A 15,312-nucleotide genomic window follows, 5' to 3' on the forward strand; every position below is an offset into this window, starting at 1 on the left:
CTGGTTGGCTTTAACAATTTAATCATTACTTATAGGATGAAGGGGGATTACATTAATGGTAGTACGTGAGAGGTTTGAATACGATCTGCAAGAGCTTCAAAAGAAATTGATTGAAATTGGCAATTTTGCAGGAGAGGCCCTGCATAGATCAGTTGAAGCACTTGAAAATCAAAACATTGAATTAGCGCTTGAAATCATTGATGACGACAATCAGGCTGATCTTCTATATGAGGAAATAAATGATTTAGCCATTCTGTTAATTGCTAAACAGCAGCCAGTGGCTATTGACCTCCGCCGCATCATTGTGGCTATAAAGATCGCAACAGACATTGAAAGAATTGCAGACTTTGGAGTGAATATTGCGAAATCCACCATACGGATTGGGTCAGAACCGCTAATTAAGCCGATTGAACATATTAAGAAAATGTATGAAATTTCAACTGAAATGTTGCGTCTATCACTGGAAGCTTTCACTGAAGAAGATACTGCAAAAGCCAAAAAAGTTGCCGATATGGATGATCAGGTCGATGACCTCTATGGTGAAACCATTAAAGAGCTGCTGCAAATCAATCTGCAGAAACCGGAATACCTGCCGCAGATCACCCAGCTTTCATTTATTTGCCGTTATTTAGAAAGAGCAGCTGACCATGTTACGAATATTTCTGAACATATTTTTTATTTGGTTAAAGGACGTCAGTATGATTTAAATAATTAACAAGAAAAGCGGAAGTGCCTTGCCCACGAGGAACGCAGACTAAGGTCGCCACGTCCTGTGGCAACGTCTGCATGACCCGCATCCTCTAAAAAAGCTGTCGCTTTTGGTCCTGCGATGATTATGCTGACGAAGCCTTCCTTGTCTGCGGGCCTCTATACAGTAAAAAAGCTAAAAGGAATCTTATCCTTTTAGCTTTTTGTTATGATTTTAGCAATTTCTTTATAGCTCATATTTTGGGTCAGTTCAAATGTGCCCAGCTGTATTTTTTTGCTGAACCCGTATTCCTCCAGGTAATTGCCGAAGTCTGCTGCCTGATCGATAACACTTGCTTTTTCAAGCAATGCTGCGATTTCCCCGGGTGTCATGCCTCTTTCAATGGTTAGCTTATAGACTTTCTGAGACTCTTCTTCTTGCTCCGTATTTTCCTCAGCAGGTTCTTCTTTTACTTCTTTTTTCTCATCTTGGTCTTTGGCTTCCGTCTGCTGCAAGAGGGCATATTCTTCGTCTGTTAATACTGTATAGCCATTTGCCTGCAGAAGTTTTTTTGCGCTGTTTTCATCCATTATTCTCTGTTCCGATTGCTCCGGTTTATTTAAAAAGTAGGCTGTGCCAAAAGCTATGACAGCAATAAGGATGCCAAATGCAAATGCCCGGGTATTTCTTTTATTCATAGGAATGGCCCCTAAATTTCATTTCTGTTTGAATGGTCCTTACTTCTTCAGGAGAGAGCGATGATTGTCTTGCAATTTGTTCTACTGACAGCCCTTGCCTGGTCAGCAGCATCACCTGATTTTTTATAATTTCATGAACTTCCCTTTTTTCAGCAGAATGAATAGAAGATTCTGCAGGAACGTGCTGAATAAAGGGTTCATCCGCCACCAGCAGTTCTTCTTCCAATACTTTTAATTTCTTTTTAATCTGATACATTTCCTGAATTTGCTGCATGGACATTTGGTCCATTTCATCGCGCAGCTCTTTATAAGGATCTCTCAAGAACACTGAAAGAATTAATAGTCCTATAGATATTATCAATAATGACAGCAAGATTGATTCCAATAAAAGTCACCTCTAATTCATTGCACAGAAGTATTTTACCATCAAAATTGACAAATTTCGATATATAATCCATAAACAGGTGAAATTTAAAGATTCTTGTTGACTAAGCTCTGTCGAATAAGAAGCTCAGCTAGCGATAAAAAAATTTTTTTCTATTTAAAATCGGGAAGGAATGTGCATTCGCAAGAAGCGACAATTTCCGTTCATTGTAGGTTATCCATATCAGTGATAACATTGAGTTATATAAATAGTCATAAAATTTTGCATTTTGTCATATAGTATCCTTTTTATGAAAATAATTGCAAGAGGTGCCGTCATGATAGATGAAATTATTAAGCTTCGCCGCAGGGGGCTTTCATTTCGTAAAATTGCCAGTGAGCTTGATACAACAGTAGGAAAAGTACAGTACCAGTGGACCAAACTTATCCAAAATAAAGGGAAACGCGACAGCGGGGAGTCTTTAGGGAATTTAATTGCTGAAGAAAATCCCGTGCAAAATCAAACGAAAGATCATTTGATATTAACACGCTCAGCAGATGATAAGGTAAAAGTATCCTGGAGATTACCTATTCAGAAAGAGAAGCTGCTATCACTATACTTGAACGAGCCTGCCTCTTCCTTGAGAAAATCTTTAAGAATCTATAATGTTACCGGGGTTATTTTTGATGGAGCCAATGGAGTCTGTGATCATGAAGTTATCCTGTCCGATCAATCTGAATGGACCTTTAAAGGGCTCAAACCCGGAAAGGTGTATTGTGTAGAGCTGGGCATTAAAATAACAGATACTCATTTCTTCCCATTATTGCGCTCAGAAGCACTGCATACTTCTGAGGAATTACCCTGCCATTCACACGGAAAATATGAATCTGAGGTTCAGCCTGAATGGACTGTGAATGTGAGTACATACACCTATTATGAATCAGTGAGTGAAGGAGAAGGTAAAGAATGATGGACGCGGTAACTTCAGAACTAAATAATAATAGTTTCATTAACGATAAACCTAAAATCCTTCTTCTTACCTGGGAGTATCCTCCCCATGTGGTAGGCGGTTTATCAAGGCATGTGTACGGACTTGCCGGAGGATTAAAACAGGATTATGAGGTTCATATACTGACTGCTAATCCCGGCACTCTTTCCAGCTATGAACGTATAAACGGTATCAATATACACCGGGTTAAGCCGCTAAATGAAAAAGATCCTAACTTTCTGCACTGGATTTTGGGATTGAATTTGGCAATGGAGCAAAAAGCTGCTGAACTGTCATCCTTTCACCACTTTGAAATCATTCATGCACATGATTGGCTTGTAGGTGCATGCGGCCTGTCCTTAAAGGAGAGCTTGCACTGCCCTTTAATTACGACTATACATGCAACAGAGTATGGAAGGAATAATGGGATATACACAGAATTGCAGAAATTTATCCATACAAAAGAAGAGCAGCTGATTCATGGATCAGATCAAGTTATTGTCTGCAGTGAATATATGAAGGAAGAAGTACTTCACCAATTTTCAATAGCCAGTGAAAAAATATCTGTTATCGCAAACGGAATCAGCAAAGAAACACTTCTTGACGATCCTGAAAGCTTATTAGAAGGACTTCCGATAAAAAAAGGCGGAAGGCTGATATTCTCCATTGGACGGATGGTGAGGGAGAAAGGATTTGATACCTTAATCGAGGCAGCGGCTATTGTAAAAGAAAAGTATCAGAATGCTTATTTAATCGTTGCCGGCAAAGGTCCTATGCTTGAAGCACACAGAAAACAAGCAAAAGAACTGAAAGTGGATGATGTCATACATTTTCCAGGATATATAAATGACATGCAAAGATTAGCTCTCTTTCAGAAGTGCGAAATCGCTGTTTTTCCAAGTTACTATGAGCCATTTGGCATTGTGGCCCTCGAAGCAATGATTACCGGAAAGCCGGCGATAGTATCCAATACAGGCGGGTTAAAGGGAATCGTTAAACATGAATATTCCGGGCTGTTCATGGCCCCTGGAGATCCTCACAGCTTTGCAGAACAGGCTTCCGCTCTCCTTGAGAACCCTAAAACCGCCGATACAATTGGCAAACAAGGTCAAAAGGTCGCAGAAAGCCTATTCAGCTGGAGACGCATTGCTGATGAAACAAAAAGAGTTTTTCAAGAAACCCGGATCAGCCAGAAGCTGGAAGACCTGGTATGATGTATTTTATTTTACCTGCCATTGAAATGCAGTTAAAAAAATTATAGAAAAAGGTGCATAAAGATGAATACATTAAATTGGATTCAATCTGATGTTTATGAAGAAATGGAGAAAGCGCCGATCGGGAAATTGAGAATGATTCCCGGATTATGGATAGACGGGAAAACTTACTGGTTGGAAAATGTCAGTAAAGAAATGTTTCCTGATGAACATATTTCTGTTCAAATTAAAACAGAAAATATCCACTCCAAAATTTCCTATTTTAGATGCTATATTACGAACCATGCGGACGAGCCCAGAACGATTAAGCTTTTATTGCAGCACAGACATGAGTTTTCCTCCCGTGAACACCTTTCATTTATTTCACCTGCAGAAAATGTCATCTTTCATATGGCTGATTCCAGGCTGTTTTTGGTTAACGGCCAGCTAAACGGCAAAAAAATGGAAGAGTGTACGATACAGCCATACTGGAACATTTTCAGTGACCAAATTTGGAACTGCAAAAAGAAAGGAACATTAAAATACCACCCTATGGCAAAGGGCAATGCAATAAGCATCTTCGCACTTAATGCAGTATTTAATGGCAGAGGAACAGCAGAAGGGGAGTCATGGATTATCAACGGAAACAGCAAATCAGAAACGTTACAGTATAACAGCCTGCTCATAGACAGGATTAAAGAGGATACTTTTAAAAAAACGTACTAGCATTTCGATTTAAAAAATGATATTATAGAAAAGTCGTATGAACGAACTAGTTTGAACATAGTTTGGAGGGAAATTACATGCGTGTAAACATTACGTTAGCTTGCACAGAATGTGGAGATCGTAACTATATTTCTAAAAAAAATAAACGAAATAATCCAGATCGTCTTGAGCTTAAAAAATATTGCCCAAGAGACAAGCGTTCGACTGCACATCGCGAAACAAAATAAGCGGTAGGATCATTCCTACTGCTTTTTTTGTTGACTTTTTTTATGGGAATCCTTCCCTTTTCTGGATAAATCATTGAGAGCTTTGCAAAAGTAATCTTCTGTTGGAGGTTTTAATATGGACATCGATAAAAAGGCCATTAGAAAGCAAATGCTGAATCGAATGAAGGAATTAAGCAAGCCTGAGTATGAACAGCTATCCTATCAAATTGCCTGCAGGTTTTATAGAAGCCCTTTATGGATAGGGGCTAAAACGATAGGAATAACGGTTTCAAAGGCGCCTGAGACTGACACATGGCAGATTATCAGAAGAGCTTGGGATGAAGGGAAAAGGGTGGCTGTCCCGAAATGCATGCCCCAATCAAAGCAAATGGTGTTTCGTGAATTGAAAAGCTTCATGGATTTGGAGTCTGTATATTATGGATTATGGGAGCCAATTCCGAAAAAAACGGATGAAGTCCCCAGTGAAGAAATAGATACTTTAGTTGTTCCCGGACTGGCATACAGGAAAAACGGCTTCCGGCTTGGGTTTGGTGGAGGCTATTATGATCGTTTTCTTGAGCATTATAAAGGAAGAACGGTTTCACTGGCTTTTGAAATGCAGGTCATATCCGGCTTTCCGGTGGAAAACCATGATAAGCCGGTGGAAATGATTATTACTGATCAGCAGGTGTGGGCACCCGGCAATGCTTGAGTCTATTGCTATTATTATTTTTATATTGATCACTTCGCTGGCCGGATATTATTTCCGATTACTGACCTTTTCAGGCAGTATAGCGGCATTCATTGTGGGTGCGGCAGCAGGCTGTGGATTTGGTTTTTATGGCCTTCTTGTCCTTGGGTTCTTTTTTGCAAGTTCAAGCTTCTGGTCAAAATTTAAAAGCCATAAAAAAAAGGAATTCGAACATAAGCATGCAAAAGGATCGAGAAGGGATTGCCAGCATATTTTTTCTGCTGAATCCATCACAGGCTTGGCTGATAATGTTTCTTATCGGTCTGGCTGCAGCAAACTCGGATACATGGGCATCAGAAATTGGCTCATTAAGTCAAAAACCCCCTATTTCTTTGAAGACCTGGAGGACAATAGAAACGGGTACTTCCGGTGCTGTAAGCTCTCTGGGCACAATTGCAGCTTTGTCAGGTTCTTTTACAATTGCCTTTCTATCAAATGTGCTGTTTCACATTAATTTTTATGAGGTTTTGCTAATTGGAGCTTTTGGGTTTGCGGGGAATTTGATTGATTCTTTTTTGGGTGCTTTTTTTCAAGCTGAATACAATTGCCCGGTATGCAGTTCGAACGTGGAAACAGCCGAACATTGCGGGCAGCCGTCCATTTTGATAAAAGGGTGGCATTTTGCAGATAATGATTTTGTTAATTTTATTTCAGGTTTAGCTTCTGCCTCGGTGGGAATGCTTCTATATATCTTATTGGCATAAAGGGACTTTACTGTTCTCTACAATAAAGTAAAGGGGAGTTATTATGAAAAGTCGGGTAAACAGAGTGGTGCTGATCGGAACTGGCTTCGTTGGATCAAGCTATGCGTTTGCACTTTTAAATCAAGGTGTTACAGAAGAACTGGTGCTGATTGATTTAAATAAGGATAAATCTGAAGGAGATGCCATGGACTTGAATCACGGCATGCCCTTTGCCCCTTCCCCAACATCGATCTGGTTTGGAGATTATTCCGATTGCAAAGATGCGGATTTGGTTGTCATTACTGCTGGAGCGAATCAAAAACCCGGGGAGACACGCCTGGACCTTGTGGAAAAGAACTCCAAAATCTTCAAAGGAATAGTTGATCATGTCATGAAAAGCGGTTTTGATGGCATTTTTCTGGTTGCTACAAATCCAGTGGATATTCTAACGTATGCTGTCTGGAAGTACTCCGGGCTTCCAAAAGAAAGAGTAATCGGATCTGGTACGATATTGGATACGGCCAGATTCAGGTTTCTGCTGGGAGAATACTTCAAAGTCGATACGAGAAATGTTCATGCTTATATTATAGGTGAACACGGAGATACTGAATTGCCTGTATGGAGCCATGCTGATATTGCAGGGAAAAGCATTGAAGACTGGATGGAGAAGGAGGAGAACTATAAGCAGGAAGATCTTAATGGGTTATTCCTTAAAGTCAGAGATGCAGCTTATCATATTATAGAGCGAAAAGGCGCGACTTATTACGGAATAGCAATGGGTCTGGTCAGGCTGACGAAAGCCATCCTGCAGAATGAGAATTCTGTCCTTACGGTGTCAGCTTACTTAGATGGGGAATATGGTCATGAGGATGTTTATATTGGTGTGCCTGCTATAGTTAATAGAAATGGCATTCGTGATATTGTTGAACTTCACTTAAGCACCGAAGAGGGGAATCAGTTTACTCACTCTGTTAATGTTCTCAAGAAAACGATGGAACCAGTATTGAAGGATTAGTCAGCTTGAATCAAAGGTGAAATTTATTTTACTTTATAGAATGGATAAAAATTATTCCCTCTTCTCACAATAAAGAAGAGGAGGGAATACAATGTCTCGATTACTATCTATTTTTATGATCGGGCTTGGTACTTATTTTGCCTATCATAACCGTTATCGGTTGATTAATGTTATTTTCGGGAATGTCTTTTTGCGGAAGCTGCTGGTTACTTCGGTCATGAGTTTTCCGCTTGTCCGCGACAGGATGATGAGCTCTGTTTTCTCTTCCGGGCCACCGGAAGGTCGGCAATCATGAAGTAAAAAGACCGTAAAAGGTCTTTTTATTTTGCCGATATCGTTAGGTGCTTTTTCTTTTACAAAAGGTTTCTTTTTTGCCTATAGTTAAATAAAGTATAGTAATTATTGCAACATATAGAGAGTGGGGGAAGAATTGGCTGTTCAAGAGGATTTTGTATTTTGGAAACTTGCGGATTATTTCATTTCTGACCAGGGGTACAGAATGATTCAGTTATCCGGAGATCAGGATGAATTATGGCTTGAAAGGATGGAGGATAAATCCATAAAGGCAATCAGGCTCTTAAAATATAATCTTGACTGGAGCAATTGGATGCAGCGGGATATTGAAGTGACTGCTCAAAAAGCTGAGTCGGTCAGGAAGCAGCTTGGAAAAAGGGAAATGCCGGTTTTAAATATCTATGTTTCTGCGTACCTCCCTGTTGATGACTTTGAATTCCGCATCAAGGACCCCTTCATGCCTGAAAATGGGAAAGCCTCTGTCCAAACCATTATCATTGAGTCCGGCAAACCGGAAAGCTTAAATGCGGTCGAAGAAATTTTCGAAAAGCCGTTAACCCTTCCGTCCCGAAATTATTCGGAAATGGAAGCCGATGCCCTGAAGCATGCTGCTCTTTCTAAAGCGGTAAAAACAGCAAAAAAAGAAAAGGAAATGTTCAATTTTGGAAAACCTTTTTTTACGTATATATTTATGGTTATTCAAGTTGCTGTTTTTTTAATCTTGGAAGCAATGGGCGGCAGCACAGATACATCGACGCTAATTAAATATGGGGCTAAATTTAATCCATTAATTCTTGATGGAGAATGGTGGAGGTTTTTAACCCCGATTGTCCTTCATATTGGTCTTCTGCATTTATTAATGAATACACTTGCCTTATTTTATCTTGGATCGGCAGTGGAACGCGTTTATGGAAATATAAGATTCTTATTTATCTATTTGGCTGCTGGTTTTGGCGGTACATTAGCCAGTTTTATTTTTAGTCCTGCACTTTCTGCAGGGGCCAGCGGAGCAATTTTTGGCTGCTTTGGAGCACTTTTATATTTTGGGCTCATTCATCCAAGCCTTTTCTTCCGGACCATGGGAATTAATATACTTGTTGTATTAGGAATCAACCTTGCATTTGGATTTACCATCCCGGGAATTGATAACGCTGGACATATAGGAGGGCTGATTGGCGGATTTCTTGCTACTGGCATCGTGCATTTTCCAAAGAAGAAAAGGCCATTGCTTCAGCTGCTGTTTTTAGCTGGATCATTTTGTCTGGCTGCAGGCTTGCTGAAATATGGATTCAATGAACCGGGAAGACTTTTAAATGAACAATCTGCTATGGTAATGGCCCAGGAGCATATCAACGGTGAAGAGTTTGAAAAGGCTCGTCTAATGCTTGCTGATTTTATTGAAAAAGGGAATGCTTCACCAGAAGTCTATTTTCTATTATCTTATGCTGAAATAAAAGAGGGGAGATTAAAAGAAGCAGAAGAGCATCTACTTCATGTAATTAAGGAAGATGCTTCTTTCCATGAAGCACATTATAATCTTGCATTGATCTATTTAGAAGAAAAGCAAGCGGAAAAAGCAAGGAATCATGCAAAAAAGGCAGCCGAACTTCAGCCGGATCAGGAGGAGTATCAAAAGCTTTTAAATCAAATAGAATGATGCTGACAGAATTTTCAGCTTACTTCCTGGGAAATAACAGCTGAATTTCCCTGTGAATTTTCATGAATCATGCCATTCATTGGTATGATTTTTTTTTTGCATGTCAATGATGTTGAATAGTATGCAAGGAAAAGAATGGAACAGAATGCTGAGGTGGGGATTTTGGAGAAAGCGAGAAGAGAACCTGTAAAGGTTTCTCTAAAAGATAATATTGAGTATCTTAGAGATGCTCTTGGAGTTGACAAAAGCTTTGATGTGATTCAGCTTGATGTTGAATATGCCGAAAGGGAAATGGCTTTATATCTGGTAGACGGCTTTGTAAAAGATGACATTCTGCACTATCTGATGAAGATGCTTGCCGGCCTGGATGCAGCCCAGCTGGAAGGAGATACACTTTCCAGACTTATCAAAACGTATATACCATACGTTGAGGTTGAAACAACTGATGATCTGGATAAAGTGGTGGATATGGTGCTGGCAGGACCGACTGCTCTAGTCGTGGATGGTATCGATGAAGTAATTCTCATTGATGCCCGCACATATCCGGTAAGAGGCCCTCAAGAGCCTGATATTGAACGTGTTGTCCGCGGTTCAAGGGATGGGTTTGTAGAAACACTTGTTTTTAACACAGCTTTAACGAGGAGAAGAATTAGGGATAGGACACTGCGCATGGAATATATGCAGGTGGGCAGGCGTTCCAAGACAGATGTTGTTGTCAGTTATATTGAAGACATTGCAGATCCGGATATGGTGAAGAAAATAAAGGAGTCAATCTCTAAAATTGATACTGATGGATTGCCGATGGCCGAAAAATCAATAGAGGAATTTATTTCAGGCCGTCATTGGAATCCATATCCCATGGTAAGGTATACCGAAAGGCCTGATACGGCAGCAACCCATCTTTATGAAGGCCACGTCTGCATCATTGTGGACGGTTCGCCAAGTGTTATCATAACACCGACAACCTTCTGGCATCACCTGCAGCATGCTGAGGAGTACAGGAATAAACCACTTGTAGGCGCTTATTTGCGATTTGTCAGATTTTTAGCTGTATGGGCTTCCATTTTCCTTTTGCCATTATGGTACTTATTTGCGATAGAGCCGCAGCTGCTTCCTGATGCGTTATCCTATATCGGGCCCAATGAAACGGGAGAGCTGCCATTAGTAGTTCAGTTCCTGATGATAGAGCTTGGGCTCGATATGCTGAGGATGGCTGCGATCCATACTCCTTCCGCCCTGGCCACTGCATTGGGACTGGTGGCTGCCCTGATGATTGGTCAGGTAGCAGTTGAAGTGGGATTGTTTATTAATGAAGTCATTCTTTATTTAGCAATAGCGGCAATTGGAACATTTTCAACCCCAAGCTATGAAATGAGCCTGGCAAACAGGCTGATAAGAATCGGCCTGTTGATATCAACCAGTATTTTCCATACGTACGGCTATGTAGTTGGCATCCTGCTGATGATAATCATGCTAGCCAGAATGAAGTCTTTTGGAGTGCCCTATTTATGGCCATTCATCCCTTTCAATCTGAGAGCATTCAGGGATGTATTGCTAAGATCACCAATACCATTGAAAAACAGGCGGCCGCGTTTCCTGCATCCAAAGGATCCGGACCGCTGATCGAAATTCCTTCCTGCCTGGAAGGGATTTTTTATATATTCTAGGGGCTTCTCTATCTTGAGAAGGGGGGGATTTTAGATTATACTTTAATGTGGTATAAACTTATCAATAAAGCAGAGGTACAGAATGAAAACCATTTATGATATACAGCAGTTTCTTAAGAAATATGGGACTATCATCTACATAGGGGATCGGGAAGCTGATTTGGAGCTCATGGCTGCTGAATTAAAAGAGCTATATGATTCCCAGCTCATTGATGTAAAAGACTATCAGAGCAGCATCTTAATCCTGCGGACGGAAATTCAGAATCTTAAAGAGAATAATAGAAAGAAAAGGTGATGGAGTTTGGCAGAAAAATGGCTGGTTGGGGTAGATTTAGGCGGAACAACAACAAAGCTTGCTTTTATCAACTACTATGGGGAAATAATTCATAAATGGGAAATTCCCACGGATAATAGTGAAGAAGGAAAAAATATTACAATAAATATAGCTAAAGCCATCGATCATAGATTGGAGGAATTGGATTTAAGCAAGGATAAAATTATCGGGATTGGCATGGGGGCTCCAGGTCCTGTAAATCTGGCAACAGGTGTTGTTTATAACACTGTTAATTTAGGCTGGAAAGATAATTACCCTCTGAAGGATCTGCTTGAAGTGGAAACGTCACTTCCAGTCATCATTGATAATGATGCTAACTGTGCTGCTCTTGGGGAAATGTGGAAGGGTGCCGGAAATGGCGCTAAAGATCTGGTATGTGTAACACTCGGCACTGGTGTCGGCGGAGGTGTAATTGCCAATGGAGATATTGTGCAGGGAGTCAGCGGGGCTGCGGGTGAAATAGGCCACATTACGTCCATTCCTGTTGGCGGGGCTCAGTGCAATTGCGGCAAAACGGGCTGCCTTGAAACAATTGCATCTGCTACAGGGATTGTCCGGCAGGCTCTTGAAAACCTGGAGTCCGGCGGAGAAGGGGCTCTATCTCAATTGTACAAAGAGAAAGGGTTTATTACTGCAAAAGATGTTTTCGATTCGGCAAGGAATGGGGATGAAACATCGCTTTTAGTAGTCAATAATACAGCTATGCACCTTGGATTGGCATTGGCAAATATTGCGAATACGTTAAATCCGGAGAAAATAGTATTGGGCGGTGGAGTTTCCAGAGCAGGAGATATACTGCTTAAGCCGGTTATTGCAAATTTTATTAAATTTGCGTTTCCAAGAGTGAAGGAGTCAACAGTCATTGATATTGCGACATTGGGCAATGATGCCGGAGTAATTGGTGCAGCCTGGCTGGCGAAAAACAAGTGAATGGAGAAAAAGTACCTGATGTGCAGGTGCTTTTTCTTTTTCTCAAAAAGTGAAAGTCTTCACGCAAAGGAGATCTCTCATCAGCTGCTCATTTTTACAAAGCTAAACAGTCATCTTTTTTTCTTTTTCTCATAAGATTGAAATGATGGAAAGGGGGAGAAAGATGAAAGTCAAAGTCCGCTCAGGAGATTCCTTATGGTATTACAGTCAGCTCTTTATGATGCCAGTCAATCTCATTGCTGATGCTAATCCCGGGATTAATCCTGCATCACTAAAGATAGGCAGGGAAATTAATATTCCCGGCTTTATATTACAAAATTATACGGTTAAATCAGGTGACACCTTTTGGAAGCTGAGTTCTTCCCGAAACCTCTCAGTGGATGCTCTTCTCCTGGTTAATCAATCCCTTAATCCGAACAGTCTGATCCCTGGTACGGCAATAAAACTGCCGAGGCGCGTCATTTCCCCAATTGTATCAGGCAGGAGAAATTATGATTATAAAGCATTAACAGCCGATGTCTCCATGCTGGCAGATATTTATCCGTTTATAAAAGTAAATACCATTGGCCAAAGTGTTCTTGGAAAGCCAATCCAGGAAATACGATTAGGCAAAGGGAATAAGAATGTGCATTTCAATGCATCCTTTCATGCGAATGAATGGATTACGACGCCTATATTAATGGCTTTGCTTAACAGCTTCCTATTATCCATTACAAATGTCCGGCCGATAAGAGGAATTTCGACAATGCCATTGTATAATTCTGTTGACCTTTCCATTGTTCCAATGGTGAACCCTGATGGGGTTGACCTGGTATTGATTGGGCCACCACCAGAAGTCAGAGAGGAAGTTATCAAAATAAATAGTGGCAGCACCGATTTCACAGGCTGGAAGGCTAATATTAGAGGGGTTGATTTAAATAATCAGTTTCCTGCCAAATGGGACTTTGAGAAACAAAGAAGTGAAAAAAGTGCTCCGGCACCAAGAGATTATCTTGGCGAAGCCCCATTAACGGAACCGGAAGCCATAGCTATGGCGGAATTGGCAAGAGATAATCAATTCGATCGGATGCTGGCCTTCCATACACAAGGTGCAGAGTTTTATTGGGGTTATGAGGGAATGGAGCCGCCGGAATCGGAGGTAATCGCGCAAGAGTTCGAGCGTGTCAGCGGTTATAGGGCAGTCCAGTACATTGACAGCTTTGCGGGTTATAAGGATTGGTTTATACAGGATTTCCGGATGCCGGGATTTACAATTGAATTGGGAAGAGGCATTAATCCGCTGCCCCTGTCACAGTATGATGATATTTATGAAGAGGTGCTTGGCATTTTCCTTGCATCGCTTTATATGTGAAAAAATCAGCTTTCTGTATTGTATTTTAATCGAGCAGACATTAAAATTACTATCATACTACCTTTACTAAGCCAATAGTTCTATGGAAACCGGCCGCTTTTCCAAACTGAAGACGGAAAAACGGCTTTTTCCTATTAAACTTATTAATTCTATTATTATTGAAACATTTTCATGCAATTTACGTACTTATATTTAGGGAGAAAAGGAGGTGCGGACTTGATAAACATTGCAAATCAAAGGAAGTTTCTTTTTTTATCTTTTATTCTGCTGGTTTCTTTATTTTTAATAACCGGCTGTGTACAGCCTGAGAAAACTGAGATGGAGCAAAATAAGGATCAGGAAAAAGAAGCCTCTGAGCCTTCCGCACCACCTGATGAAGCCGGAAACAAGAGCATTAAGACTATTCGGATTAAAGAAGGGGAATTTCAGGGAGCAAATGGCTGGCTCAGCGATGATCAAATTGTTTACACTGTAAATGATGGAGCAGCTTCCAGGGTTTTTGCTTATAGCCTGTTTTCAGGTGACCAGGAGCTTCTCTACGAAAGTTCACACCCGATTGCGTCCGTAACAGTAAGCCCAGGGGGAAAATACATTCTGATTCGGTCATCACCCGGCACTTACGAAGCAGCCTTAACGGTTATAAAATCAAACGGAAAAGTTGTCTGGGAGGAAAATATTACTGGCTTTGATTTTGCTGTTGAGTGGAACCCTTATCATGAAGAGTCTATATTTATTGCTTCATTTACTGAAGACTGGGATTTTACACCCTACCATATTGATATTGCAAAAGGTACATTCGCAGAAATAAATTTAAGAGAGCCTTTTGTTAAATGGGGGGATTCAAATCATCTTTATTTTCTTGATTGGGATAGTGAAAACCCGTCACTTTTCGCACCGCTTGTTAAGCAATCAATTGATGGAAATAATGAAACCCTGGTTGAGGAAGACATTTTTCAATTCGATGCTGCCAGGGACAGGCTAATGACCATTACTGTGCCGGCAAATCAATCAGACCAGGCGCTGTATACTTTTATGGATAATCATTTCAAAAAGCTATCTTCATTTTCGGTACCTCATTTGACAAGGTTTTCAGATTGGCTGGTGCCGTATTATGACTGGACTCCCGGAGGAATCATTACTTTTCAGCCATTGTATAGCGCTGAGAGTGATTTGTATGCAGGGGGATTTCAGCTTATATCCGTTGACAGTGAAACCGGCGATAAGGAATTGCTTTTCGAAGATATGGAAAATGCGCCGCTCAGCTGTTCACCCGATGGGAAAGCCTGTTTAACAGGTTTCTATCTTGAAGAACTGATAATGACCGACAGAAAAGAGGTTATTCGGTTAGTTGAACATAACGAGTAATCAAGAAGGTAAAGGAGCAGAGATATGGCAATTGCAGATGTTACAGTCATTCCAATTGGAACAGGAACACCAAGTGTCAGCAGCTATGTGGCAGACATTCAGCGTGTATTAAAAAAATACGAGGAAAGCGGCAAAATCCGATTTCAGCTGACACCCATGAATACCATTATTGAAGGGGAGCTTCCTGATTTGTTTGAGGTCATCCAGGCAATGCATGAAGTCCCTTTTGAAAAAGGCTTAATGAGAGTGGCGACAAATATCCGCATTGATGACAGAAGAGATGTTAAGAGGAAAATGGAAGAAAAGGTCCAAAGAGTTGAAAGTAAGCTAAATGGCTAAAAATAAAAGGGCTCCCGCCTTGAACTATACCCCGGATAGCGGACACTGATAAAAAAGTGCCCC

General features: G+C 40.7%; 17 protein-coding genes and 1 pseudogene. 16 read left to right on the top strand and 2 right to left on the bottom strand.

Annotated features, from left to right (window positions below):
- Positions 1–55: 55 nt before the first annotated feature.
- On the top strand, positions 56–715 hold the full coding sequence (gene phoU, locus PBF_RS21555; RefSeq protein WP_035332712.1) for a phosphate signaling complex protein PhoU: 660 nt from the start codon (positions 56–58) through the stop codon (positions 713–715).
- Positions 716–903: 188 nt separating this feature from the next.
- On the opposite strand, the gene PBF_RS21560 is transcribed toward phoU, so the two are convergent.
- A complete protein-coding gene (locus tag PBF_RS21560) occupies positions 904–1,386 on the bottom strand; it encodes an endolytic transglycosylase MltG (protein WP_035332713.1) in 483 nt (160 codons plus the stop codon).
- Positions 1,379–1,771: a hypothetical protein gene (locus tag PBF_RS21565; protein WP_035332714.1), complete on the bottom strand. Its 393-nt coding sequence runs from the start codon at positions 1,769–1,771 to the stop codon at positions 1,379–1,381. The genes PBF_RS21560 and PBF_RS21565 overlap by 8 nt, the downstream gene beginning before the upstream one ends.
- A gap of 316 nt (positions 1,772–2,087) precedes the next feature.
- Between PBF_RS21565 and PBF_RS21570 the strand changes: the two genes are divergently transcribed.
- The 15 genes and pseudogenes from PBF_RS21570 to PBF_RS21635 all read left to right on the top strand — a co-directional run bounded on the left by PBF_RS21570 (position 2,088) and on the right by PBF_RS21635 (position 15,249).
- Positions 2,088–2,720, top strand: coding sequence for a DUF4912 domain-containing protein (locus tag PBF_RS21570; RefSeq protein ID WP_235192309.1), 633 nt, complete (start codon positions 2,088–2,090; stop codon positions 2,718–2,720).
- Complete coding sequence (locus PBF_RS21575) at positions 2,717–3,952, top strand: glycosyltransferase family 4 protein (RefSeq protein ID WP_035332715.1); 1,236 nt, start codon at positions 2,717–2,719, stop codon at positions 3,950–3,952. The genes PBF_RS21570 and PBF_RS21575 overlap by 4 nt, the downstream gene beginning before the upstream one ends.
- A gap of 63 nt (positions 3,953–4,015) precedes the next feature.
- A complete protein-coding gene (locus PBF_RS21580) occupies positions 4,016–4,657 on the top strand; it encodes a hypothetical protein (RefSeq protein WP_035332716.1) in 642 nt (213 codons plus the stop codon).
- Between the two features lie 77 nt (positions 4,658–4,734).
- A complete protein-coding gene (rpmG, locus tag PBF_RS25595) occupies positions 4,735–4,884 on the top strand; it encodes a 50S ribosomal protein L33 (protein WP_053434400.1) in 150 nt (49 codons plus the stop codon).
- A 115-nt stretch (positions 4,885–4,999) separates the two neighbouring features.
- A complete protein-coding gene (locus PBF_RS21585; protein ID WP_035332717.1) occupies positions 5,000–5,575 on the top strand; it encodes a 5-formyltetrahydrofolate cyclo-ligase in 576 nt (191 codons plus the stop codon).
- Positions 5,568–6,318: pseudogene (locus tag PBF_RS21590) on the top strand (DUF92 domain-containing protein). Before PBF_RS21585 ends, PBF_RS21590 begins: the two are co-directional and overlap by 8 nt.
- 43 nt (positions 6,319–6,361) lie before the next feature.
- Positions 6,362–7,312: an L-lactate dehydrogenase gene (locus tag PBF_RS21595; protein WP_035332718.1), complete on the top strand. Its 951-nt coding sequence runs from the start codon at positions 6,362–6,364 to the stop codon at positions 7,310–7,312.
- 91 nt (positions 7,313–7,403) lie between these two features.
- Positions 7,404–7,607, top strand: a complete 204-nt coding sequence (locus PBF_RS21600; protein ID WP_035332719.1) for a hypothetical protein — start codon at positions 7,404–7,406, stop codon at positions 7,605–7,607.
- Positions 7,608–7,742: 135 nt separating this feature from the next.
- Positions 7,743–9,263 (top strand): rhomboid family intramembrane serine protease, encoded by a 1,521-nt coding sequence (locus tag PBF_RS21605; RefSeq protein ID WP_035332720.1) that lies wholly within the window; start codon positions 7,743–7,745, stop codon positions 9,261–9,263.
- A 135-nt stretch (positions 9,264–9,398) separates the two neighbouring features.
- Positions 9,399–10,886, top strand: a complete 1,488-nt coding sequence (locus tag PBF_RS21610; protein WP_430515292.1) for a spore germination protein — start codon at positions 9,399–9,401, stop codon at positions 10,884–10,886.
- A gap of 126 nt (positions 10,887–11,012) precedes the next feature.
- Positions 11,013–11,225, top strand: a complete 213-nt coding sequence (locus PBF_RS21615; protein ID WP_035332721.1) for a YqgQ family protein — start codon at positions 11,013–11,015, stop codon at positions 11,223–11,225.
- A gap of 6 nt (positions 11,226–11,231) precedes the next feature.
- Positions 11,232–12,194 (top strand): ROK family glucokinase, encoded by a 963-nt coding sequence (locus tag PBF_RS21620; protein ID WP_035332722.1) that lies wholly within the window; start codon positions 11,232–11,234, stop codon positions 12,192–12,194.
- Between the two features lie 163 nt (positions 12,195–12,357).
- Complete coding sequence (locus PBF_RS21625; protein ID WP_035332724.1) at positions 12,358–13,545, top strand: M14 family metallopeptidase; 1,188 nt, start codon at positions 12,358–12,360, stop codon at positions 13,543–13,545.
- 216 nt (positions 13,546–13,761) lie between these two features.
- A complete protein-coding gene (locus PBF_RS21630) occupies positions 13,762–14,910 on the top strand; it encodes a hypothetical protein (protein WP_235192310.1) in 1,149 nt (382 codons plus the stop codon).
- Positions 14,911–14,934: 24 nt separating this feature from the next.
- Positions 14,935–15,249, top strand: coding sequence for an MTH1187 family thiamine-binding protein (locus tag PBF_RS21635; RefSeq protein ID WP_035332725.1), 315 nt, complete (start codon positions 14,935–14,937; stop codon positions 15,247–15,249).
- Positions 15,250–15,312 lie beyond the last annotated feature (63 nt).

The sequence above is a fragment of the Cytobacillus firmus DS1 genome, assembly GCF_000565285.1.
Classification (GTDB): domain Bacteria; phylum Bacillota; class Bacilli; order Bacillales; family Cytobacillaceae; genus Cytobacillus; species Cytobacillus firmus_A.